20 protein-coding genes are annotated in these 19,579 nt (G+C 68.2%); 9 read left to right on the top strand and 11 right to left on the bottom strand.

Annotation, left to right across the window (positions count from 1 at the left end; all coding sequences use genetic code 11):
- Nucleotides 1–3 precede the first annotated feature (3 nt).
- On the top strand, nucleotides 4–390 hold the full coding sequence (locus tag GDJ08_RS06505; RefSeq protein ID WP_229296453.1) for a hypothetical protein: 387 nt from the start codon (nucleotides 4–6) through the stop codon (nucleotides 388–390).
- A gap of 377 nt (nucleotides 391–767) precedes the next feature.
- On the top strand, nucleotides 768–1,103 hold the full coding sequence (locus GDJ08_RS06500; protein WP_136006572.1) for a hypothetical protein: 336 nt from the start codon (nucleotides 768–770) through the stop codon (nucleotides 1,101–1,103).
- A gap of 98 nt (nucleotides 1,104–1,201) precedes the next feature.
- Here GDJ08_RS06500 and GDJ08_RS06495 read toward each other — a convergent pair whose 3' ends face one another.
- From GDJ08_RS06495 to GDJ08_RS06470, 6 genes are read right to left on the bottom strand one after another with little or no spacing between them, the layout of a single operon-like run.
- Nucleotides 1,202–2,458, bottom strand: a complete 1,257-nt coding sequence (locus tag GDJ08_RS06495) for a cysteine desulfurase (RefSeq protein ID WP_153164524.1) — start codon at nucleotides 2,456–2,458, stop codon at nucleotides 1,202–1,204.
- Nucleotides 2,455–3,717: a Fe-S cluster assembly protein SufD gene (gene sufD, locus GDJ08_RS06490; protein WP_153164523.1), complete on the bottom strand. Its 1,263-nt coding sequence runs from the start codon at nucleotides 3,715–3,717 to the stop codon at nucleotides 2,455–2,457. The genes GDJ08_RS06495 and sufD overlap by 4 nt, the downstream gene beginning before the upstream one ends.
- The gene (gene sufC / locus GDJ08_RS06485) at nucleotides 3,717–4,481 is read right to left on the bottom strand and encodes a Fe-S cluster assembly ATPase SufC (protein ID WP_017356439.1); all 765 of its coding nucleotides are present in this window, start codon (nucleotides 4,479–4,481) and stop codon (nucleotides 3,717–3,719) included. The genes sufD and sufC overlap by 1 nt, the downstream gene beginning before the upstream one ends.
- Nucleotides 4,482–4,527: 46 nt before the next feature.
- Nucleotides 4,528–4,935 (bottom strand): lysozyme inhibitor LprI family protein, encoded by a 408-nt coding sequence (locus GDJ08_RS06480; RefSeq protein WP_153164522.1) that lies wholly within the window; start codon nucleotides 4,933–4,935, stop codon nucleotides 4,528–4,530.
- Nucleotides 4,932–6,407 (bottom strand): Fe-S cluster assembly protein SufB, encoded by a 1,476-nt coding sequence (gene sufB / locus GDJ08_RS06475; protein ID WP_017356441.1) that lies wholly within the window; start codon nucleotides 6,405–6,407, stop codon nucleotides 4,932–4,934. Before sufB ends, GDJ08_RS06480 begins: the two co-directional genes overlap by 4 nt.
- Before the next feature lie 16 nt (nucleotides 6,408–6,423).
- Nucleotides 6,424–6,876 carry an SUF system Fe-S cluster assembly regulator gene (locus GDJ08_RS06470; RefSeq protein ID WP_017356442.1) on the bottom strand — a complete coding sequence of 151 codons (453 nt, stop codon included), beginning with the start codon at nucleotides 6,874–6,876 and terminating at the stop codon, nucleotides 6,424–6,426.
- A 175-nt stretch (nucleotides 6,877–7,051) separates the two neighbouring features.
- On the opposite strand from GDJ08_RS06470, the gene GDJ08_RS06465 reads away from it, so the two are divergent.
- Both GDJ08_RS06465 and GDJ08_RS06460 read left to right on the top strand, forming a co-directional pair.
- Nucleotides 7,052–7,519 carry an SET domain-containing protein gene (locus tag GDJ08_RS06465; RefSeq protein WP_017356443.1) on the top strand — a complete coding sequence of 156 codons (468 nt, stop codon included), beginning with the start codon at nucleotides 7,052–7,054 and terminating at the stop codon, nucleotides 7,517–7,519.
- An 84-nt stretch (nucleotides 7,520–7,603) separates the two neighbouring features.
- The gene (locus GDJ08_RS06460; protein ID WP_153164521.1) at nucleotides 7,604–8,146 is read left to right on the top strand and encodes a type 1 glutamine amidotransferase domain-containing protein; all 543 of its coding nucleotides are present in this window, start codon (nucleotides 7,604–7,606) and stop codon (nucleotides 8,144–8,146) included.
- Between the two features lie 72 nt (nucleotides 8,147–8,218).
- Here the strand turns inward: GDJ08_RS06460 and GDJ08_RS06455 are convergent, their stop codons facing one another.
- The 4 genes from GDJ08_RS06455 to GDJ08_RS06440 all read right to left on the bottom strand — a co-directional run bounded on the left by GDJ08_RS06455 (nucleotide 8,219) and on the right by GDJ08_RS06440 (nucleotide 10,486).
- On the bottom strand, nucleotides 8,219–8,800 hold the full coding sequence (locus GDJ08_RS06455; protein ID WP_423669196.1) for a YceB family lipoprotein: 582 nt from the start codon (nucleotides 8,798–8,800) through the stop codon (nucleotides 8,219–8,221).
- 99 nt (nucleotides 8,801–8,899) lie between these two features.
- A complete protein-coding gene (locus GDJ08_RS06450; protein ID WP_153164520.1) occupies nucleotides 8,900–9,451 on the bottom strand; it encodes a hypothetical protein in 552 nt (183 codons plus the stop codon).
- Nucleotides 9,452–9,497: 46 nt separating this feature from the next.
- A complete protein-coding gene (locus GDJ08_RS06445) occupies nucleotides 9,498–9,806 on the bottom strand; it encodes a DUF3861 family protein (RefSeq protein ID WP_136006584.1) in 309 nt (102 codons plus the stop codon).
- 281 nt (nucleotides 9,807–10,087) lie between these two features.
- A complete protein-coding gene (locus tag GDJ08_RS06440; RefSeq protein ID WP_136006586.1) occupies nucleotides 10,088–10,486 on the bottom strand; it encodes an HU family DNA-binding protein in 399 nt (132 codons plus the stop codon).
- A 373-nt stretch (nucleotides 10,487–10,859) separates the two neighbouring features.
- Here GDJ08_RS06440 and GDJ08_RS06435 point away from each other — a divergent pair, with 373 nt between their 5' ends.
- Nucleotides 10,860–11,294 carry an OsmC family protein gene (locus GDJ08_RS06435; RefSeq protein WP_136006588.1) on the top strand — a complete coding sequence of 145 codons (435 nt, stop codon included), beginning with the start codon at nucleotides 10,860–10,862 and terminating at the stop codon, nucleotides 11,292–11,294.
- A 77-nt stretch (nucleotides 11,295–11,371) separates the two neighbouring features.
- Nucleotides 11,372–13,045 (top strand): amidohydrolase, encoded by a 1,674-nt coding sequence (locus tag GDJ08_RS06430; protein ID WP_229296452.1) that lies wholly within the window; start codon nucleotides 11,372–11,374, stop codon nucleotides 13,043–13,045.
- Between the two features lie 16 nt (nucleotides 13,046–13,061).
- Here the strand turns inward: GDJ08_RS06430 and GDJ08_RS06425 are convergent, their stop codons facing one another.
- Nucleotides 13,062–13,937, bottom strand: coding sequence for a PhzF family phenazine biosynthesis protein (locus GDJ08_RS06425; RefSeq protein ID WP_136006591.1), 876 nt, complete (start codon nucleotides 13,935–13,937; stop codon nucleotides 13,062–13,064).
- 189 nt (nucleotides 13,938–14,126) lie between these two features.
- Between GDJ08_RS06425 and GDJ08_RS06420 the strand changes: the two genes are divergently transcribed.
- From GDJ08_RS06420 to murD, 3 genes are read left to right on the top strand one after another with little or no spacing between them, the layout of a single operon-like run.
- On the top strand, nucleotides 14,127–16,730 hold the full coding sequence (locus GDJ08_RS06420; protein ID WP_153164519.1) for a bifunctional aspartate kinase/diaminopimelate decarboxylase: 2,604 nt from the start codon (nucleotides 14,127–14,129) through the stop codon (nucleotides 16,728–16,730).
- A 33-nt stretch (nucleotides 16,731–16,763) separates the two neighbouring features.
- Nucleotides 16,764–18,116 (top strand): UDP-N-acetyl-alpha-D-muramoyl-L-alanyl-L-glutamate epimerase, encoded by a 1,353-nt coding sequence (gene murL, locus GDJ08_RS06415; RefSeq protein ID WP_153164518.1) that lies wholly within the window; start codon nucleotides 16,764–16,766, stop codon nucleotides 18,114–18,116.
- Complete coding sequence (gene murD / locus GDJ08_RS06410) at nucleotides 18,097–19,506, top strand: UDP-N-acetylmuramoyl-L-alanine--D-glutamate ligase (protein WP_153164517.1); 1,410 nt, start codon at nucleotides 18,097–18,099, stop codon at nucleotides 19,504–19,506. The genes murL and murD overlap by 20 nt, the downstream gene beginning before the upstream one ends.
- Nucleotides 19,507–19,579 lie beyond the last annotated feature (73 nt).

The following is a 19,579-nucleotide window of genomic DNA, read 5'->3' as shown; positions in this document are numbered from 1 at the left end:
TTTATGCTGTTCATCTGGCGGGTCCCCCATCTGGGGCTCATGTTCTATGGTGCCGGTAAGAATCGTGGATTTGACAGGGGGCTGGGAATGAATGGGGTTGATGGGGTGCTATCCATGATGCTCGTGATCGTGGGGCTGGCCGCGTGGGTTAACGGTATTGCCGCGCACGTCCTTCTTGTGAGGATGGATAAGTCACACCCGAACGTGTTACGCAGGGTTGGTATTCAGAACGTGGATTGGTGGTTTGCGTGCCTGCGTGGCGTGTTCGCGCTCGCAATGACGCAGCAGGGGCTGAGCGTCCCTGCCAGAACGCGGTGGGTGCTGAGAGGCGTTGTGGCTACATACGCAGTTCTGATTGTGTATGGAATCGTCACGATGCTGCGGTTGTAGCGTGCTGGCGTCGTCACGCGCGAAGGAGGCGCGGGCGGCAGCGAGTGTCGGGATGTGTGACGTTGCGGGTTGCACCCGGGGAACTACCATGATGATCAATATCGTTTTTCTAGTGGCGTTTGTTTCTGTTTTTTTCTACCTGATCACGTTTTTCAGATTTACCCGGCGATTTCCTCATCAGCGGGATTGCTTCCCGCTGGCAGGTTGCCAGGATTGAGGATGCCGACCCCGTGATGACGCCCTGCCTACGCCTGTTCCTGCTCGCCGCAGGTCTCGTCGCACTTCCCGGATGCGGGTATCTACCGGCGGGCGGGGAGGGCAGTCAGGTGCCTGCGGCATGCAGGATGCAGGGGAATGGCGATGGCTCGCCGACCTGCATGACCAGCCTGACCAGCGTGCTTGCTGCACCGGATCGATTCGACGGAATGAAGATATCGGTGGGCGTATGGGTGGATGAGGTCAACGACGCCGTTCTTGTCTTTCCTACGCGTGAGGCGCTGGACATGCGGGACTCGTCCAGTTCACTGGTGATCTATCGAGGAACGAGTCCGGGCATGGGAGCGGTGTCCTTCAAGGCTGCGCCTGACAACGCGATGTATGTCCGGGCAACCGGTGTCTTTCATTGGAATCAGGCGGGTGTCCGCAACGCTCACGCAGATCCGGTTGATTCAGGCCGGATGGGTGTCCTCGAGAGCGTCACTATTGAACGGTGACATGCCGGCGCGGGCTGGCCACGGTGCAGAGGCAATGGCAAAAAAAACGCCGCGATCTCCCGCAGCGTTTTCTCTGGCGCCCAGTACTCACCGACGCATCACCCCAGCAACTTGCGCACCTTGTTCAACGCCGCAATGAAGCGCTCGATTTCATCATGCGTGTTGTAGAACGCGAGCGAAGCACGGCACGTGGCCGCCACGCCGTAGTACTGCAGCAGCGGGTGCGCGCAGTGCTGGCCGGAGCGCACAGCGACCCCTTCCAGGTCGAGCAGGGTGGCCAGATCGTGCGAATGGGCGCCATCGATCAGGAAGGACACCACCGCTGCCTTGTCCGGCGTGGTGCCGAAAATGCGCAGGCCGTCGATCTTGTTCAGCTCTTCAGTGAAGTGCGCCAGCAGGTCGGCCTCGCGCGCTTCCACGTGCTCCAGGCCGAGCGTTTCCAGGTAGTCCACCGCCACACCCAGGCCGATGAAGCCGGCGATGTTGGGGGTGCCGGCCTCGAACTTGTGCGGGGCGTCGTTGAACACGGTGCCCTCGAAGCTGACTTCCTTGATCATCTCGCCGCCACCCAGGAACGGGGGCATGGCATCGAGGTGCTCGCGTCGGGCCCACAGGGCGCCGGTGCCGGTGGGGCCGCACATCTTGTGGCCGGTGATGGCGTAGAAGTCGCAGCCGATCGCGGCGATGTCGACCTTGCGGTGCGGCACGGCCTGCGAGCCGTCCACCACGGTGACGATGCCGCGCTTGCGCGCTTCCCGGCAGATCTCGCGGACCGGATTTACCGTGCCCAGCACGTTGGAGACGTGGGTGACAGCAAGCAGCTTGACCTCGGGGGTCATGGCCTTGCGCAGGGCGTCCAGGTCGAGCGCGCCTTCCGGGGTGATCTCGGCAACGCGGATGGTCGCGCCGGTGCGCTGGGCGACCAGCTGCCACGGCACGATGTTGGCGTGGTGCTCCATGCGCGAGACCAGGATGACGTCGCCGGCCTTCAGGCGCGGCAGCGCCCACGAGTAGGCCACCAGGTTGAGCGCGAAGGTGGTGCCGCTGCACAGCACCAGCTCGCTGGCGCGCACGTTGAGGAAGCGTGCCAGCTTCGCACGCGCGCCCTCGTAGGCGTCGGTGGCTTCGGTACCCAGCGCGTGCACGGCACGGCTGACGTTGGCGTTGTAGCGGCGGTAGAACTCGTCCACCGCGCCGATCACCTGCACCGGCTTCTGGCCGGTGTTGGCGTTGTCGAAGTACACCAGCGGCTTGCCGTGCACTTCGCGCATCAGCAGCGGGAAGTCCAGGCGCACGCGCGCCCAGTCGGGGGCGCTGCCGGTGGGCACGACCGGGCGCGGCGTGGACAGGTTCATGCCACGCCCGCCTGTGCCAGGGCGCGGTCGAGGTGGCGGGCGAGCTGCCCGGTCAGGCGCGCGTCGAGCACCTTGAGCGGTTCGTGGCAGAACGCCGCGCTGAGCAGCTGCTGCGCCTGGTCGGCGGGCAGGCCGCGCGAGCGCAGGTAGAACAGCGCATTGGCGTCGAGCTGGCCCACGGTGGCACCGTGCGCGGCCTTCACCTCGTCGGCGTCGATCACCAGCGTGGGCTGGGTATCGATCTCGGCATCGGCCGAGAGCAGCAGGTTCTTGTTGGACAGGTTGGCGTCGGTGCCATCGGCGCCTTCGCGGATGTGGATGCCGCCGTGGAAGACCACGCGGCTGCGGTTGGCGGCCACGCCGCGCCACAGCATTTCCGAGGCGGTATCACGTGCGATGTGGTCGATGCCCAGGCGGGTATCGACATGGCGGCGGCCATTGCCGAGCAGCACGCCGTTGGCGGTCAGCTGGGCGTTGTCGCCTTCCAGGCGCACGTTGAGCTCGTGGCGGCTCAGTGCCGCGCCCAGCTCCAGGTCGATGCGGCGGTATTGGGCGTTGCGGGCCAGCACGGCGTCGGTGCGCAGCAGCGCGGTGGCGCGCACGCCATCGGCCTGCACGCGGGCGTGGGCCAGCACACTGTCCTGCGCCAGGTGCACATGCACCAGCGTGTTGCCCAGGTGGGCGACATCGCCCACATGCAGGTGGTGCTCGATCACGCCGAGCGAGGCGCCGGCGCGCAGTTCGATCAGGTGGCGGTGGTGCCAGGCCAGGTCGGCGCTGCCGGCCACGCTGACGAACACCAGCTGCAGCGGCAGGTCGATCTGCGCCTTGTCGTCCACTCGCACCAGCACGCCTTCATCGGCGAGGGCGGCGTTGAGGCGGGCGAAGATCTCGTCGCTGCGCTCGAAACGGCGGCCGAGGAAGCGCAGCGCGTCTTCGCCGCCGGCCAGGGCCGCGGACAGGGTCTGCAGCTGCACGCCGGCCGGCAGGTCGCCCAGCTCGCTCAGCGCCGCGGAGGGGCGGCCATTGACGAACACCAGGCGCGGCGACGGCACGTCGGCCAGCAGCGCGGGGTCGACCTCGGCGGCGGCCAGCGGCGCCGGGCGGAAGCTGCGGCGTTCCAGCTGGCGCAGCGAGGTGTACTTCCAGGCTTCGGTGCGCGGACCCGGCAGGCCGGCCTGCAGCGCGGCATCCAGCTCGGCGCGACGGGCGTCGCTGCCGCAGAAGCCACTGGCGAGGGAATCGAGCAGTGCGCTCATCAGACCGCTGCCTCCGGCACCACGCGGTCCTTCAGGAAGTGGTAGCCGTGGGCTTCCAGTTCCAGCGCCAGTTCCGGGCCGCCGCTCTGCACGATCTTCCCGTCGGCCAGCACGTGCACCACGTCCGGCTTGATGTAGTCCAGCAGGCGCTGGTAGTGGGTGATGACCAGGAACGAGCGGTCCGGCGAGCGCAGTGCGTTGACGCCGTCGGCCACGCTCTTGAGCGCGTCGATGTCCAGGCCGGAGTCGGTTTCGTCCAGGATGGCCAGCTTCGGCTCGAGCACCGCCAGCTGGAAGATCTCGTTGCGTTTCTTCTCGCCACCGGAGAAGCCTTCATTGACGCCACGGTGCAGCAGTTCGTCCTTCAGGTGCAGCACGGCCAGCTTCTGCCGCACCAGCTTGAGGAACTGCATGGAATCCAGTTCTTCCTGGCCACGTGCCTTGCGCTGCGCGTTGAGTGCGGCACGCAGGAAGTAGGTGTTGTTCACCCCGGGGATTTCCACCGGGTACTGGAAGGCCAGGAACAGGCCGGCGGCAGCCCGTTCTTCGGGGGCCAGCTCGAGCAGGTCGGCGCCCTCGAACTGGACGCTGCCTTCGCTGACCTCATAGCCGTCGCGGCCGGCCAGGACGTTGCCCAGGGTGGACTTGCCGGCGCCGTTGGGGCCCATGATGGCGTGCACCTGGCCGGGCTTCACGTCCAGCGACAGGCCCTTGAGGATTTCCTTGTCGCCGATGCGGGCGTGCAGGTTGTCGATCTTCAACATTGCAATAGTCGTCTTGTCAGATAGGGATTTGGGCGTGCAGCGCGACTCAGAGGTCGTATTCGCTGCGCTCCAGGAATTCGTTGCGCAGGTAGGTGGTGCGGGTTTCGGTCAGCGCGGCCTTGTAGCCGGCATACAGCATCGGGTACATCGAGCCGTACAGGACGCGCGGGTTCTGGTCCTTGCCTACCGGATAACGCGCCTCCAGGTCGGCGTCGCGCAGTTGGATCCACAACCGCTGGGCGGCTTTGATCTTCTCCAGCGCGACCGCTTCACCGGCGTGTTTGGCCAGCACCTGGCGATACACGGCGTTGAGCGCGGCGTCGGCCCGCTGCAGCTCCTGCGCGGCGCAGGCATTGAGTTCCATCTGGTTGCCGCCCGGGTTGCAGTCGGCGCGCTGCGCGAACGCCGGACACGTGGCACCCAGCAGCAGGACGAGAGCGAGGAGGGTCTTCATCCGACCGAGCCTTCCAGGCTGACTTCCAGCAGCTTCTTGGCTTCCACCGCGAATTCCATCGGCAGCTCGCGGAAGACCTGCTTGCAGAAGCCGTCGACGATCATCGACACCGCGTTCTCCTGGTCGATGCCGCGCGCGCGGCAATAGAACAGCTGGTCGTCGGAAATCTTGGAGGTGGTCGCCTCGTGCTCCACCGTCGCGCTCGGGTTCTTGACCTCGATGTACGGGAAGGTGTGTGCACCGCACTTCTTGCCGATCAGCAGCGAGTCGCACTGGGTGTAGTTGCGCGCGCCGTCGGCATTGCGGTCCACCTTGACCAGGCCCCGGTAGGTGTTCTGGCCGCGGCCGGCGCTGATGCCCTTGCTGACGATCTTGCTCTTGGTGCGCTTGCCGATGTGGATCATCTTGGTGCCGGTATCGGCCTGCTGGCGGTGATGGGTCAGCGCCACCGAGTGGAACTCGCCCACCGAGTCGTCGCCGAGCAGCACGCAGGACGGGTACTTCCAGGTGATCGCCGAACCGGTTTCGACCTGGGTCCAGGTGACCTTGCTGCGTGCGCCACGGCATTCGGCACGCTTGGTGACGAAGTTGTAGATGCCGCCCACGCCGTTCTCGTCGCCCGGGTACCAGTTCTGCACCGTGGAATACTTGATCTCGGCGTCTTCCAGCGCCACCAGCTCGACGACCGCGGCGTGCAGCTGGTTCTCATCGCGCATCGGCGCGGTGCAGCCTTCCAGGTAGGACACGTATGCCTTGTCCTCGCAGATGATCAGGGTGCGCTCGAACTGGCCGGTGTGGCCGGCGTTGATGCGGAAATAGGTGCTCAGCTCCATCGGGCAGCGCACGCCCTTGGGGATGAACACGAAGCTGCCGTCGGAGAACACCGCCGAGTTCAGCGCGGCGAAGTAGTTGTCGCCCACCGGCACCACGCTGCCAAGGTACTGCCTGACCAGTTCCGGGTGCTCCTTGATGGCTTCGGACATCGAGCAGAAGATCACGCCCTTCTCGGCCAGCTCCTTGCGGAAGGTGGTGCCGACCGAGACCGAGTCGAACACCGCGTCCACGGCGACGCCGGCCAGCTTGGCGCGCTCGTGCAGGGGCACGCCCAGCTTGTCGTAGGTATCCAGCAGTTCCTTGGGCACGTCATCCAGCGAGGCGTACTTGGGGCCCTTCGGCGCGGAGTAGTAGCTCAGCGCCTGCAGGTCGATCGCCGCGATCTGCAGCTTGGCCCAGTCCGGCATCGGCATGGTCAGGAAGTGGCGGTAGGCGTCCAGGCGCCACTGCGTCATCCATTCCGGCTCGTCCTTCTTGGCCGACAGGGCACGGATGGTGTCCTCGTCCAGGCCTGGCGGCAGCGAGTCCGATTCGATCTCCGTGATGAAGCCCGCCGCGTACTTGCGGCCGAGCTGCTCGTGGATCTCGCGGTTGGGGGTATCGCCGGCGGCGACGGTATCGAGGGTATCGGTGGCCATGGGGGCTGCCTGTGGATCAGGAGACGACGTCCGCCGCGATGGCGCGGCGGTGGGCGTCAACAAGGGGGAGAGGGGGCAGGATCTGCGCCAGACTGACCGCGCGCAGGGCTTCGGCCACCACGTCGTTGATCAGGCGCCAGCTGCTGCGCGCACCACACTGCAGCTCGCGGCCGCACTGGCTGTGGTCGTGGCTGCATTCGGTCAGGGCCAGCGGCCCCTCCATCGCCTCGACGATCTCGAACAGCGAGATCCGCTCGGCGGGCCGGGTGAGGCGGTAACCGCCACGCACGCCGCGCAGGCCTTCCACCAGACCGGCCTGGGCGAGCGGCTTGAGCAGCTTGCTGACGGTCGGCGGTTCGAGGCTGGCGAACTCGGCCAGTTCAGTCGCGCTGAGTACCTCGCCCGGACGGGCAGCGAGTACGGTCAGTACGACGGTGGCGTAATCGGTGAGCTTGGTGACGCGGAGCATGGGGAGGGCAGAGCCATAAAGCGGACTGAAATTGTACGCTTTTATCCCCGGGCATCCAACCCACCCCGTTCAGGACGCTGACAGCGGGGCCGCGGCGGGGCCGGGACACAGTGTAGCTTTGGCAATCACAAAGATTAAGGGAGAATCGGCCCTTCCCATCGCAACGGCCAGCCAGATGCCCAAGAAGATCCAAGCGCGCAAGTCCACCATTCATGGCAATGGCGTGTTCGCGCTGGCGCCGATCAGCAAGGGTGAGCGCGTGATCCAGTACAAGGGGCTGCTGCGCAGCCACGCCGATGTCGACGCGGACGACACCGGTGACGTCGAGAGTGGCCACACCTTCCTGTTCACTCTCAATGACGACTACGTCATCGATGCCAACTACAAAGGTAACGATGCGCGCTGGCTCAACCACAGCTGCGACCCGAACTGCGAGGCGGTGATCGAAGAGGCCGAGGGCGACAACCGTCGCGAGGACAAGGTGTTCATTGAGGCGATCAAGGACATCCAGCCGGGCGACGAGCTGACCTACAACTACGGCATTGTCCTGGCCGAGCGGCACACCGCGCGCCTGAAGAAGATCTGGGAATGCCGCTGCGGGTCGAAGAAGTGCACCGGGACCATGCTGCAGCCCAAGCGGTAAGCCTACGCTGCGTGCACATCGCGGTCACCGGGGCCCAATGGCCGTGCCGGCACACTGCAGGCTCCCTCATCCACGGAGCCCTGCATGGCACACGCACTCAACGGCAAGCACGTCGCGATCCTGGCCACCGACGGGTTCGAGCAGTCCGAACTGCTTGAACCCAAACGCCTGCTCGAATCCTGGGGCGCCACGGTGAAGGTGGTGGCGCCAGGTGACGGCGCGGGGATCCGCGGCTGGAAAGACAAGAACTGGGGCGACAGTGTGGCCGTGGACCAGCCGCTGCAGCGCGCCACGGCGGACGACTACGATGCATTGGTGCTGCCTGGCGGAGTGATCAATCCGGACAAGCTGCGCATCGATGCGCAGGCGGTGGCGTTCATCAAGGCGTTCGGCGCAGCCGGCAAGCCGGTGGCGGCGATCTGCCACGGCCCGTGGCTGCTGATCGAATCCGGCCTGGCCAGCGGCCACCGCCTGACCTCGTGGCCGTCGCTGAAAACCGATCTGGGCAATGCCGGCGCCGAATGGACCGACGCCGAGGTGGTGGTGGACGGGCATGTGATCACCAGCCGCAAGCCGGGCGACATTCCGGCGTTTGCCGACGCAGTGGCCAAGGCACTGGCGGCGTAGACGGGCAGGGCACCGACCCGCAGTCGGTGCCCTGCCCGGGTCAGGCGGTGGTTGCCGGTGCCGCCGCTGCGGTCAGCGGCCCAGTACGCCGGCCGGGATCAGCTTGCCCAGGTCCTGGTTGAAGGTGACCACCAGCTTGCCGTTCTCGACCTGCGCCGACTGCACCTGCAATGCACCGAGCACCGCGGCCACGCTGGGGTCGATCCTGTAGATCGGTTCGCGGCGCGCATAGTCGGTCAGCCAGGCGTTGAGCAGGCCGCGCGTGCGCGAGTCCAGCTTGCCGCCGTTGTTGGCCGGGGTGAAGTCGTCCACGGTGGGTTGTTCAAGGTGGAAGCCCTGGGTCTGCGCGTCGTAGCGCAGACCGCTGCTGAGCTTGACCTTGCCCAGCGGTGCCGGCGCGCTGCCGGCGGTACCCAGCGCGACATCGAAACCGAGATCCAGGCGGTTGCCCTGCGGCAGCGCGAGCTGCGGATGGCTCATGGTCATCGCGATCAGGCCGCCGAGGGCGTCCTGGGTCCGCGGGAAACTGCCATCCAGATACTGCTGCACGTCGGCCGCGCCGACCGACAGCTGGCGGCCGGACACGGTGGGCGCGGCCTGCGCGCCGATGGCGGCGGCCAGAAGAACGGTGCAGGCAGCGAGGCGGGACAACATCGGGCGAACGTTCATGGCGGCGGCCGTGGGGAATGAGTGGCCAACGATAGCGCCATTGCCTGAATCCAGCTTTGACACGTGCGCGCCGGTGCCGCTCGGTCAGTCCAGGCTCGGCTGCAGCGACGCGCCGCTGAGTTCCCAGCCGCTGCCATCGGCGCGTGGCTGCAGGCGGTACCAGCCGTGGTAGTGCAGCGTGCCCTGCCGGGTCAGGATGCGGAGGCGCATCGGCACCTCGCGCAGGCGCGAGGGACGGGCGGTGTCGCGCGCGATCGGCGTGTCGGTATCCACCCGCAGCGACACCACGTCCGTGAGACGGTGCAGCGGGGCGTCCTCGGGCTGCAGGCGGGTGGTGCCGCCAGCCCAGTACGCCGCAGCGGCAGCGCGATCCCCGCGCAGCAGCACACCGATGTAGTTGCGCACGGTGGCCCCTTCATCGGCTGCGCCCGCTGCCACCGCACCGGGCGGCGGCGTCGCCGGCACTGTGCCGGCAGCCGCGGCAGCGGCGTCGGCATCCGCAGGGACGGTGACGGCGGTGGTGCGCGGCGATGGCGTGGCCGACGCAGCGGCGGCCGCCTCGACCCCATCGCCCTGACGCTGGCACGAGCAGCCGGCGATCAGCAGCAGCGGCAGCAGGACACTGGCAGAACGCATCGGCACCCCTCCCCTGGAATGGGGCGAGTGTAGCCGGCGCGGTCGATCAGGGCGCGCCCTGGATGGCGTCCAGCGCGCCGAGCACCTCGTCCAGCTGGGGCTGCAGCACAGTCAGTGCGTGCGTCGGCTCGGCGGCGTGGCGCTGGGCCAGATCGCGCAGCAGCTGGGTGGCGACGATGGCGGCGGCGCGCTCATCGCCGCTGAGCCCGGTATGGCGCCTGGCCACTTCCAGCAGGCGCATCCAGTCGCGCTGCGCCCGGTGCTCCAGTTCGATGGTGCAGCGCCCGCTGCACTGCAACCCGTCCTTCTCGATCGGGGTGACGGTAATGCGGTAACGCTGGGAGGAGGTGGACATGGCGGCCTGCACAGTGGGGACAGGCCCACCATAGGCCGCACGCCCGGGATCGGCGACAAGGACGGTCGCACGCAGTGTTCCACCTTGTGCGTTCCAGCCGCAGGCGGTGTGCCGCACAGTGGCGCCGGCGCAGGGTTTGCGCGCATTGCAGGCATGGCCGGACGCTGCGGCAACGCTGTGTTGCGCGGGAGGCGTGGGCAAGCGCTGCGATCGGCAGACCAGCCAAAAAAAGACGGGACGACCGTGGCCGTCCCGTCCGGGTGCTGCAGGAAGCGCGCTGATTACAGCGCAGCGTCCTTGAGCTTCTTGAGCGGACGCACCTTCAGCTTGGTGGAGGCCGGCTTGGCGGCGAACCACTGCTCTTCCTTGGTGAACGGGTTGATGCCCTTGCGCTTCGGCTTGGCCGGCACGTTGACGGTGGTGATCTTCAGCAGGCCCGGCAGGGTGAAGCTGCCTGCGCCCTTCTTGTGGACCGAGGCGGCCACGGCACCTTCCAGCGAGGCCAGCACAGCGCGCACGTCCTTGGCGACAACGCCGGACGCTTCAACGATGTGTGCAACCAGACCAGACTTGCTCAGCACTTCCTTGATCGGCTTGGGAGCGGCCGGCTTCGCGGCTGCCTTCGTAGCGACTTTCTTCACTGCCTTCTTCGGGGCAGCCTTTTTAGCGGTCTTTGCCATGGTGTCCTGTTCTCGTGAACGGTTGGTGGTGTGGTCGCGCCGAACCCCGTCGGCAAGCGAAATGTAGGGCAACACGGGTGCGCCGCCAATAGGCAGACGCATAAAAATCGCGTTTTTCGCCGTTCCGGTTACCGCAGTGCATCAGCACATGCCCTGAAAACACGGGGCTGTGCGTACCCCCGGCTTGCCGATGCTGGCGGTTGGCGCACTGCGTGCCTGCGGAAAATGCCTTGAAAACAGCCTCCGTGTGTGGAAAACGTGGCGCGTGCGACCCGCCGCGGCACGCCGGGGGGCGCGCCACCTCCGACCCGACGCCACGCTAACGCCCCCCGGTCTAGGCTGGGCCTGCCATTCATCCCGAAGGAGACTCACGATGGGCATTTCGCGACACGCTACCGCGCACTGGGAAGGTGACCTCAAGACAGGCAAGGGACAATTGAGCACCCCGCAGAGCGGGCTCATGGACCGTACCCGCTACGCCTTCAGCAGCCGCTTCGGCGACGAGAAGGGCACCAATCCCGAAGAGCTGATCGCCGCCGCGCATGCCGGCTGCTTCACGATGGCGCTGTCGGCCAAGCTGACCGAGGCCGGCTTCGTGCCAACCTCGCTGGATACCGAGGCCAAGGTCGATCTGTCGATGGAAGGCGGCCCGCAGTTGTCGCAGATCACGCTGAAGGTCAAGGCGGTGGTGCCGAAGATCGATGCGGCGCAGTTCCGCGCCATCGCCGACGATGCCAAGCAGAACTGTCCGGTGTCCAAGGCGCTCAGCGCGGTGCCGATCTCGCTGGAGGCCGAGCTCGCCGGCTGACGCATGCCGCAGCGCGGATTGAGTGATCCCGGCAGGGGCGGCATAGTCGCCCCTGTTTCGTTCTGCGGGAGCTTCGCGTGCGCCATTGCCTTCTGGCTGTCCTGCTGTCGTGTTTCTGCGCCGCCCAGGCGCAGGCCGATGTCCGTCTGGTCACGGCCGCCACCATCCATACCGGCGCCGCGGATGCGCCGGTGGCGACCGCACTGGCCTGGGACACGGCAGATGGGCGGGTGCTGGCGGTAGGCGACCGCCAGGCCCTCCTGACGCTGTACCCCTTGGCACCGCTCACCGACCTCGGCGATGTCACGGTGGTGCCGGGCCTGATCGACGCACATGCGCACCTGATGTACCTGGGGCAGACGCTGATGCAGGCCGATCTGACCGGTGCGGACAGCCGCGCGGAGGTAGTGGCACGCCTGCAGCGCTTCGCTGCCGACCACCCCGACGGGTGGCTGCTCGGCAACGGCTGGGACCAGAATCGATGGGCCGACACGCGCTTCCCCAGTGCCGCCGATCTGGACGCGGCGTTCCCGGATCGACCGGTCTGGTTGGGGCGCGTGGACGGCCACGCCGGCTGGGGCAACAGCGCAGCCCTGCGCGCGCTGGCGGCGGTGCCGGGGCAGCGCACGCTGCAGGGGCGCTGGCAGCCGGCGGGCGGACGCATCGAGCGCGATGCGGCGGGTCGGCCGACCGGCGTGTTCGTCGATGAGGCGATGGGGCTGATGCAAGCCGCGATCCCCGCGCCCACTGCAGCGGCGCGCGAACAGATGCTGACGCGCGCACTGGCTGCGGCGGCAAGCCAGGGACTGACCGGCGTGCACGACATGGGCGTGTCGCGCGAGGACCTGGCGCTGATGCGTCGCTTCGCCGATGCCGGTCGCCTGCCGTTGCGCATCGAGGCGTATGCCGACGGCAATGGCGGAGCACTGGACGATCTGTGCGCGCAGGGGCCATACCGGCATGCCGGCGGTCACCTGGCGATGCGCGGCGTGAAGCTGTTCATGGACGGCGCACTCGGCAGTCGTGGCGCCGCCCTGCTGGCCGACTACAGCGATGATCCGCACAACCGCGGCCTGCTGGTGACGTCGCCGGCCGATTTCGAAACGGCCGTGCGCAAGGCCGATGGCTGCGGACTGCAGGTGGCCACACACGCCATCGGCGACCGCGGCAACCGCATCGTGCTCGACACCTACGCACGCGTGCTGGGCGAGCGCAGCGGCGGCGATCACCGCTGGCGCGTGGAACATGCCCAGGTGGTGGCGCTGGAGGACATTCCGCGGTTCGCGCAGGGCAAGGTGATCGCCTCGATGCAGCCCACCCACGCGACCTCGGACATGGGCTGGGCGCAGGATCGCGTCGGGCCGCAGCGCATCCTGGGGGCGTACGCCTGGCGGCGCATGCTGGCGGCGGGCGTGCCCCTGGCGCTGGGCTCGGACTTCCCGGTGGAGCAGGTTGATCCGCGGCTGGGGCTGTATGCCGCCGTGACGCGACAGGACCGCACCGGCCACCCGTCGGCTGGCTGGCAGCCGGATCAGCGGTTGAGCGCCGCCGAGGCGCTGCGTGGGTTCACCGCCGATGCCGCGTTCGCCGGTCGCGACGAGGATCGCGTTGGTCGCCTGCAGCCGGGGCTGCAGGCCGACTTCGTGGTGTTCGACCGCGATCCGCTGCAGGTGCCCCCGGCGCAGCTGGCCGACCTGCAGGTGCGAGCCACCTGGGTGGGCGGCACGCCGGTATACGAGGCGGCGCGCTGACGCGCCGCCCCTGCGCTTACCAGTCCAGGGTGCCGCGGATGACGGTCTGCACCTGGCCGCCGGACCAGACATCGCCCCCGGCATCGATGTGCAGGCTCAGCCGCGCATCGTGGCCGACTTCGCGGCCCTGGCTGACCACGTAGCGCGGTTCGTCGCGGGGCAGCGCGCCCCGGCTGTCCAGCCACGCCGCGAGCACCGCATTGGCCGCGCCCGAGGCGGCATCCTCGAAGCGGCGGCCATTGCCGACGAAGGCGCGCACCGCCAGGTCGTAGGCCGGCTCCTGGCTGCGCGCATAGGCGAACACGCCCATGCTGCCGGTGGATTCAGCCAGGGCCGCAATCGCGGCCCAGTCCGGCGTGAGGCCGCGCAGGTGCGCTTCGTCGGCCAGTTCCACCACCCACCAGCTGCGCCCGCCGTCCATGCGGGCCGGCGGCAGGTCACCCAGCGCCCAGCCGGCCAGCACGGCCTGCAGGCGCGGGTCATCGGCCACGGTCACCTCGGCCACCTGGGCACGCGGGGTGCGGATGGCGATGGTGCGCTGGGCGCCGCTGCCCTCCACACGCAGCGGCAGCGCGCCGGCAATACCGTCCTGGACCAGCACGCCGTCCACCGGCGCGGCCAGGCCGGCCTCGAGCACGGCGTGCGCGGTCCCCACGCTGGGGTGGCCGGCGAACGGCACTTCCTTCTGCGGGCTGAACATGCGGATGCCGTAGCTGGCGCCCGGCGCCTGCGGGGCGAACACGAAGGTGGTCTCCGGCAGCCGCGTCCAGCGGGCGATGGCCTGCATGGCCACATCGTCCAGGCCTTCGGCGTCGAGCACCACGGCCAGCGGATTGCCGGCACCGGGATAGGGGGAAAACACGTCCAACTGCAGGAAACGGCGGGTGGTCATCGAGGCGGCGGGCAGGGGCAAAGGGGTGCGCAGCTTACCAACCCGCGCCGGGCCGACGGCGGCGCGCCGGGCATGAATGCGTCAGGGCCGCCGCACGCCGGCCCTGCACGGCCCGGGCTTGGCATAGAATCGGGGGTTCGGCCCGGCGTGCCGGGCGAATCCCCTCACTACGACTTCCCCATTACCTCCATGTCAGCTTCCCCCCTTGTCGATCGTTGGATCGTACTGAAGTTCGGCGGCACCTCCGTGTCGCGTCGTCACCGCTGGGACACGATCGGGAAGCTGGCGAAAAAACGTGCGGAAGAAACCGGCTCGCGCGTGCTGGTGGTGGTCTCGGCGCTGTCCGGGGTGACCAACGAGCTGACCGCGATCGCCGATGGCGCCGCCGACAGCCGTGCCCGTGTGGACGCGCTGGTCGCCCGCCATCGCGAGTTCCTGGTCGAACTGTCGCTGGAGGCGGGCGCGCTCGACGCGCGGCTGGCTGCGCTGGCCGGGCTGCTCGACGATCCGCGCGCGGCGACGCGGCCGCTGGACTGGCAGGCCGACGTGCTGGGCCAGGGCGAACTGCTGTCCTCCACGGTGGGCGCGGCCTACCTGCGCGCCAGCGGCCTGGATTTCGGCTGGATGGATGCGCGCGAGTGGCTCGATGCCCTGCCGCCGCAGCCCAACCAGAGCGAATGGTCGCAGCGCCTGTCGGTGAACTGCCAGTGGCGCGCCGATGCTGCCTGGGCCGCGCGCTTCCACGCACAGCCCACCCGCATGCTGATCACCCAGGGCTTCATCTCGCGGCATGCCGACGGCGGTACCGCCATTCTTGGCCGCGGCGGCTCGGATACCTCGGCGGCCTATTTCGGCGCGCTGCTCGGTGCCAGTCGCGTGGAGATCTGGACCGACGTGCCGGGCATGTTCAGTGCCAATCCGAAGGACGTGCCCGATGCGCGCCTGCTGACCCGGCTGGATTACTACGAAGCCCAGGAAATCGCCACCACCGGTGCCAAAGTGCTGCATCCGCGCTCGATCAAGCCCTGCCGCGATGCCGGCGTGCCGATGGCGATCCTGGATACCGAGCGCCCCGAACTGCCGGGCACCAGCATCGACGGCAATGCCGCACCGGTGCCGGGCGTGAAGGCGATCAGCCGCCGCAACGGCATCGTGCTGGTGTCGATGGAAGGCATCGGCATGTGGCAGCAGGTCGGCTTCCTGGCCGATGTGTTCGGGCTGTTCAAGAAGCATGGGTTGTCGGTGGACCTGATCGGTTCGGCCGAGACCAACGTCACCGTGTCGCTTGACCCGTCCGAGAACCTGGTCAACACCGACGTGCTGGCCGCGCTGTCGGCGGACCTGTCGCAGATCTGCAAGGTCAAGGTGATCGTGCCGTGCGCGGCGATCACCCTGGTAGGCCGCGGCATGCGTTCGCTGCTGCACAAGCTGTCCGACGTGTGGGCCACGTTCGGCCGCGAGCGCGTGCACATGATTTCGCAGTCGTCCAACGACCTCAACCTGACCTTCGTGATCGATGAGTCCGATGCCGATGGCCTGCTGCCGATCCTGCACGCCGAGCTGATCGACAGCGGCGCGATGCCGGTGGAGGAGGGCGAAGTGTTCGGCCCGCGCTGGCGCGAGATCGCCGGCACCGTCCGCGCGCGCGAAACCGCGTGGTGGCGTGGGCAGCGCGAGCACCTGCTGGCGCTGGCCCAGGCCGGCACGCCGCGCTACGTGTACAACCTGCCGACCGTGCGTGCGCGTGCGCGCGCGCTGACCGCGATCAAGGCCATCGACCAGCGCTACTACGCGATCAAGGCCAACTCGCACCCGGCCATCCTGGCAGTGCTCGAACAGGAGGGTTTCGGTCTGGAGTGCGTGTCGCACGGCGAGCTCAAGCATGTCTTCAACACCTTGCCCACGCTGTCACCCAGGCGTGTGCTGTTCACCCCGAGCTTCGCACCGCGGACCGAGTACGAGGCCGCCTTCGCGCTCGGCGTGACCGTTACCCTGGACAATGTGGAAGCGCTGCAGCGTTGGCCGGAACTGTTCAGCAACCGCGAGCTGTGGCTGCGCGTGGACCTGGGCCGTGGCGAAGGCCACCACGCCAAGGTGCGCACCGGCGGCAAGGAGTCCAAGTTCGGTCTGCCGATCGCGCGCGTGGACGAATTCGTGCGTCTGGCCACCGCGCTGGGCACCCGCGTGGTCGGCCTGCACGCGCACCTGGGCAGCGGCGTGGAAACCGCGCAGCACTGGCGCCTGATGTGCGATGAACTGGCCGGTTTCGCGCGCCGCATCGGCAGCATCGAAACCATCGACATCGGCGGCGGGCTGCCGATTCCGTACAGCGCCGACGACGAGCCGTTCGACCTGGAGGCCTGGGCGGTTGGCCTGGCCGAGGTCAAGGCGGTGCACCCGGCGTTCCGCCTGGCGATCGAACCCGGCCGCTACCTGGTGGCCGAATCCGGCGTGCTGCTGGCCCGCGCCACCCAGGTGGTGGAGAAGGACGGCGTTCGCCGCGTGGGCCTGGATGCGGGCATGAACACGTTGATGCGCCCGGCGCTCTACGACGCCTGGCACGACATCGACAACCTCAGCCGCCTCGGTGGCTATGCGGAGGCCGCCTTCGACGTGGTCGGCCCGATCTGCGAGTCCAGCGATGTGTTCGGCAAGCGCCGCCGCCTGCCGGTGTCGACCGCCCCGGACGATGTGATGCTGATCGCCGATGCCGGCGCCTACGGTTACGTCATGGCCAACACTTACAACCAGCGCGAGCTGCCGCGCGAGGACGTCATCGATGATGTGCCTTGATTGCCGCCTGCCGCCCTCTGAACCGGATACACCATGACTGCTTTCGATAAACACCAGGTTGCCGTTTTCCGCTTCGTCCGCTGCGATTTCGCGGCGGACACGGGCGTGGCGCAACTGGTCTACGCCTTCGACGACGGCCCCGAGCTGATCGAGACGGTGACCATTCCGGGCGCCCCGTTCGTGCTCGACGGTGCCCGCGCCGAGGCCGTACAGCAGGCGCTGCGGCTGCTGCACCTGATTGCCGGCGTCAGCTATTACAAGGCCGGCGTGCCGGACCAGGTGCGCATCGACAGCTATGCCATCGACGCGGCCACCGCCGCGCTGGTGGAAACGGTCTACCTCAACGGCCTGGGTGAGTTCGCCTACCGCAATGGCCTGAACCTGCGCGGGCGGTTCCGCCTGCCGGTCGAGGGCGCACCGGTGGCCGCGCCCGCGTTGGGCCTGCGCGAGCATGCCCTGGTCGCCATCGGTGGCGGCAAGGATTCGCTGGTCAGCATCGAGGCCCTGCGCACGCTGGGCATCGCCGAGACGGTGACCTGGATCGGCGGTTCGCAACTGATCCGCGCCTGCGCCGAACGCACTGGCCTGCCGATCCTCAACATCGGCCGCACGCTGGCCCCGGAGCTGTTCGAACTGAACCGCCAGGGCGCGTGGAACGGGCATATCCCGGTCACTGCGGTGAACTCGATGATCATGGTGCTGGCCGCGCTGCTGCAGGGCGTGGACCAGGTGGTGTTCTCCAACGAGCGCTCGGCCAGCTATGGCAGCCAGATTCCGGGCACCGGCGAGGTCAACCACCAGTGGTCCAAGGGCTGGGCGTTCGAGCAGGCGTTCGGCGAGCATGTGGAAACGCACATCGCCGCCGATCTCCACTATTACTCGCTGCTGCGGCCGCTGTCGGAGCTGGCGGTGGCACGCCAGTTCGCCAAGAGTGATTTCTACGACGCGCACTTCTCAAGCTGCAACCGCAACTTCCACATCCTCGGCGAACGCCCGGTCAACCGCTGGTGCGGGGTGTGCCCGAAGTGCCACTTCGTGTTCCTGGCGCTGGCGCCGTTCATGCCCAAGCCGCGCCTGGTGAACATCTTCGGCCGCAACCTGCTGGACGATGCCGACCAGGCCGGCGGCTTCGATGCGCTGCTGGAATTCCAGGACCACAAGCCGTTCGAATGCGTCGGCGAAGGCCGCGAATCGCGTGCGGCGATGGCGACCCTGGCCGCGCGCCCGGAATGGAGCGAAGACGCGCTGGTGAAGCGTTTCATCCAGGAGATCCAGCCGCGCCTCGACGCAGGCGAACTGCAGGTCGAGCCGCTGCTGGTACTGGAAGGCGAACACCGGATTCCGGCGGCGATCTGGGAGCGCCTGCGTGCGGATTTCGCAGCTTGAGGGCAAGCGGGTCGCGCTGTGGGGCTGGGGCCGTGAAGGCCGTGCGGCCTTCCGCGTGCTGCAGCAGCGGCTGCCGTCGCTGCCGCTGACGCTGTTCTGTCCCGAGGCCGAAGCCGCCGCTGCCCGTGAGGAGACCCACGGCGCGCTGCAGGTGCGTTCGGATGTCAGCGGCGAGGCGCTGGGGGCGTTCGAGCTGGTGATCAAATCGCCAGGGATCAGCCCGTACGGGGAGGTCGCGCAGGCCGCTGCCGCACAGGGCACGCAGTTCATCGGCGGCACCGCGCTGTGGTTCGCCGAGCACGCCGATGCCGATGGCACCGTGCGCGACACGGTGTGCGTGACCGGCACCAAGGGCAAGAGCACCACGACCTCGCTGCTGGCGCATCTGCTGCGTGCCTCCGGCGCGCCGACGGCGCTGGTGGGCAACATCGGCCTGCCGCTGCTGGAAGTGCTCGATCCGGAGCCGGTGCCGCGGTACTGGGCGGTGGAGCTGTCCAGCTACCAGACCGGCGAAGTGGCGCGCAGCGGCGTGCATCCCCAGGTGGCGGTCATCCTGAACCTGTTCCCCGAGCACCTGGACTGGCACGGCAGCGAAGCGCGTTACATCCAGGACAAACTGCGGCTGGTCACCGAGGCTGCGCCGCGCATCGCGGTGCTCAATGCCGCCGATCCGCACCTGGCCGCGCTGTCGCTGCCCGACAGCGAGGTGGTGTGGTTCAACCAGCCGCAGGGCTGGCACATGCGCGGCGATGTGGTCCATCGGGGCGGGCAGGCCGTGTTCGACACCGCCAGCACGCCGTTGCCAGGGCGTCACAACCGCGGCAACCTGTGCGCGGTACTGGCCGCCGTCGAAGCGCTGGGGCTGGATGCGGTGGCGCTGGCGCCGTCGGTGCAGGCGTTCCGGCCGTTGCCCAATCGGCTGCAGACGCTGGGCAGCCGCGAGGGCGTCACGTTCGTCAACGATTCCATCAGCACCACACCGCATGCCAGTCTGGCGGCGCTGGAATGCTTCGCCGGCCGCCGCATCGCGCTGCTGGTGGGCGGGCATGATCGTGGTCTGGACTGGCACGACTTCGTGCAGCACATGGCCCATGACGTGCCGCCGGTGGAGATCGTGACGATGGGGGCCAACGGGCCGCGCATCCATGATCTGCTGCAGCCGCTGGCAGACCAGGGGCGTTTCGGCCTGCATGCGGCCACCGACCTGCCCGAGGCGATGCGCCTGGCGCGTGCTGCACTGGGCGCGCAGGGCGGGGTGGTACTGATGTCGCCCGGCGCACCGAGCTACGGGGTATACCGCGACTATGTCGCCCGCGGCCGGCATTTCGCCGAACTGGCCGGATTCGACCCCGACCAGATCACCGCGATCCCGGGCATCGGCATCGCCTGAGCGCAGCGCTCCCCCGTAGCGCCGGGCTCTGCCCGGCTGCTCTCCGGTCCGACCACGCACCCCCCGCGCTGCG

The sequence above is a fragment of the Stenotrophomonas nematodicola genome, assembly GCF_009467805.1.
In the GTDB taxonomy this organism is placed as follows: Bacteria; Pseudomonadota; Gammaproteobacteria; order Xanthomonadales; family Xanthomonadaceae; genus Stenotrophomonas; species Stenotrophomonas nematodicola.
The sequence above is the reverse complement of the archived record's forward strand: the minus strand, read 5'-3'. Positions and strand labels throughout refer to the sequence as shown.

Excerpts from the sequence above, each read along its gene's own strand:
- GDJ08_RS06505 (WP_229296453.1), top strand. The coding sequence starts at position 4 with ATGCTGTTCATCTGGCGGGTCCCCCATCTGGGGCTCATGTTCTATGGT.
- GDJ08_RS06500 (WP_136006572.1), top strand. The coding sequence starts at position 768 with ATGACCAGCCTGACCAGCGTGCTTGCTGCACCGGATCGATTCGACGGA.
- GDJ08_RS06495 (WP_153164524.1), bottom strand. The coding sequence starts at position 2,458 with ATGAACCTGTCCACGCCGCGCCCGGTCGTGCCCACCGGCAGCGCCCCC.
- sufD (WP_153164523.1), bottom strand. The coding sequence starts at position 3,717 with ATGAGCGCACTGCTCGATTCCCTCGCCAGTGGCTTCTGCGGCAGCGAC.
- sufC (WP_017356439.1), bottom strand. The coding sequence starts at position 4,481 with ATGTTGAAGATCGACAACCTGCACGCCCGCATCGGCGACAAGGAAATC.
- GDJ08_RS06480 (WP_153164522.1), bottom strand. The coding sequence starts at position 4,935 with ATGAAGACCCTCCTCGCTCTCGTCCTGCTGCTGGGTGCCACGTGTCCG.
- sufB (WP_017356441.1), bottom strand. The coding sequence starts at position 6,407 with ATGGCCACCGATACCCTCGATACCGTCGCCGCCGGCGATACCCCCAAC.
- GDJ08_RS06470 (WP_017356442.1), bottom strand. The coding sequence starts at position 6,876 with ATGCTCCGCGTCACCAAGCTCACCGATTACGCCACCGTCGTACTGACC.
- GDJ08_RS06465 (WP_017356443.1), top strand. The coding sequence starts at position 7,052 with ATGCCCAAGAAGATCCAAGCGCGCAAGTCCACCATTCATGGCAATGGC.
- GDJ08_RS06460 (WP_153164521.1), top strand. The coding sequence starts at position 7,604 with ATGGCACACGCACTCAACGGCAAGCACGTCGCGATCCTGGCCACCGAC.
- GDJ08_RS06455 (WP_423669196.1), bottom strand. The coding sequence starts at position 8,800 with ATGTTGTCCCGCCTCGCTGCCTGCACCGTTCTTCTGGCCGCCGCCATC.
- GDJ08_RS06450 (WP_153164520.1), bottom strand. The coding sequence starts at position 9,451 with ATGCGTTCTGCCAGTGTCCTGCTGCCGCTGCTGCTGATCGCCGGCTGC.
- GDJ08_RS06445 (WP_136006584.1), bottom strand. The coding sequence starts at position 9,806 with ATGTCCACCTCCTCCCAGCGTTACCGCATTACCGTCACCCCGATCGAG.
- GDJ08_RS06440 (WP_136006586.1), bottom strand. The coding sequence starts at position 10,486 with ATGGCAAAGACCGCTAAAAAGGCTGCCCCGAAGAAGGCAGTGAAGAAA.
- GDJ08_RS06435 (WP_136006588.1), top strand. The coding sequence starts at position 10,860 with ATGGGCATTTCGCGACACGCTACCGCGCACTGGGAAGGTGACCTCAAG.
- GDJ08_RS06425 (WP_136006591.1), bottom strand. The coding sequence starts at position 13,937 with ATGACCACCCGCCGTTTCCTGCAGTTGGACGTGTTTTCCCCCTATCCC.
- GDJ08_RS06420 (WP_153164519.1), top strand. The coding sequence starts at position 14,127 with ATGTCAGCTTCCCCCCTTGTCGATCGTTGGATCGTACTGAAGTTCGGC.
- murL (WP_153164518.1), top strand. The coding sequence starts at position 16,764 with ATGACTGCTTTCGATAAACACCAGGTTGCCGTTTTCCGCTTCGTCCGC.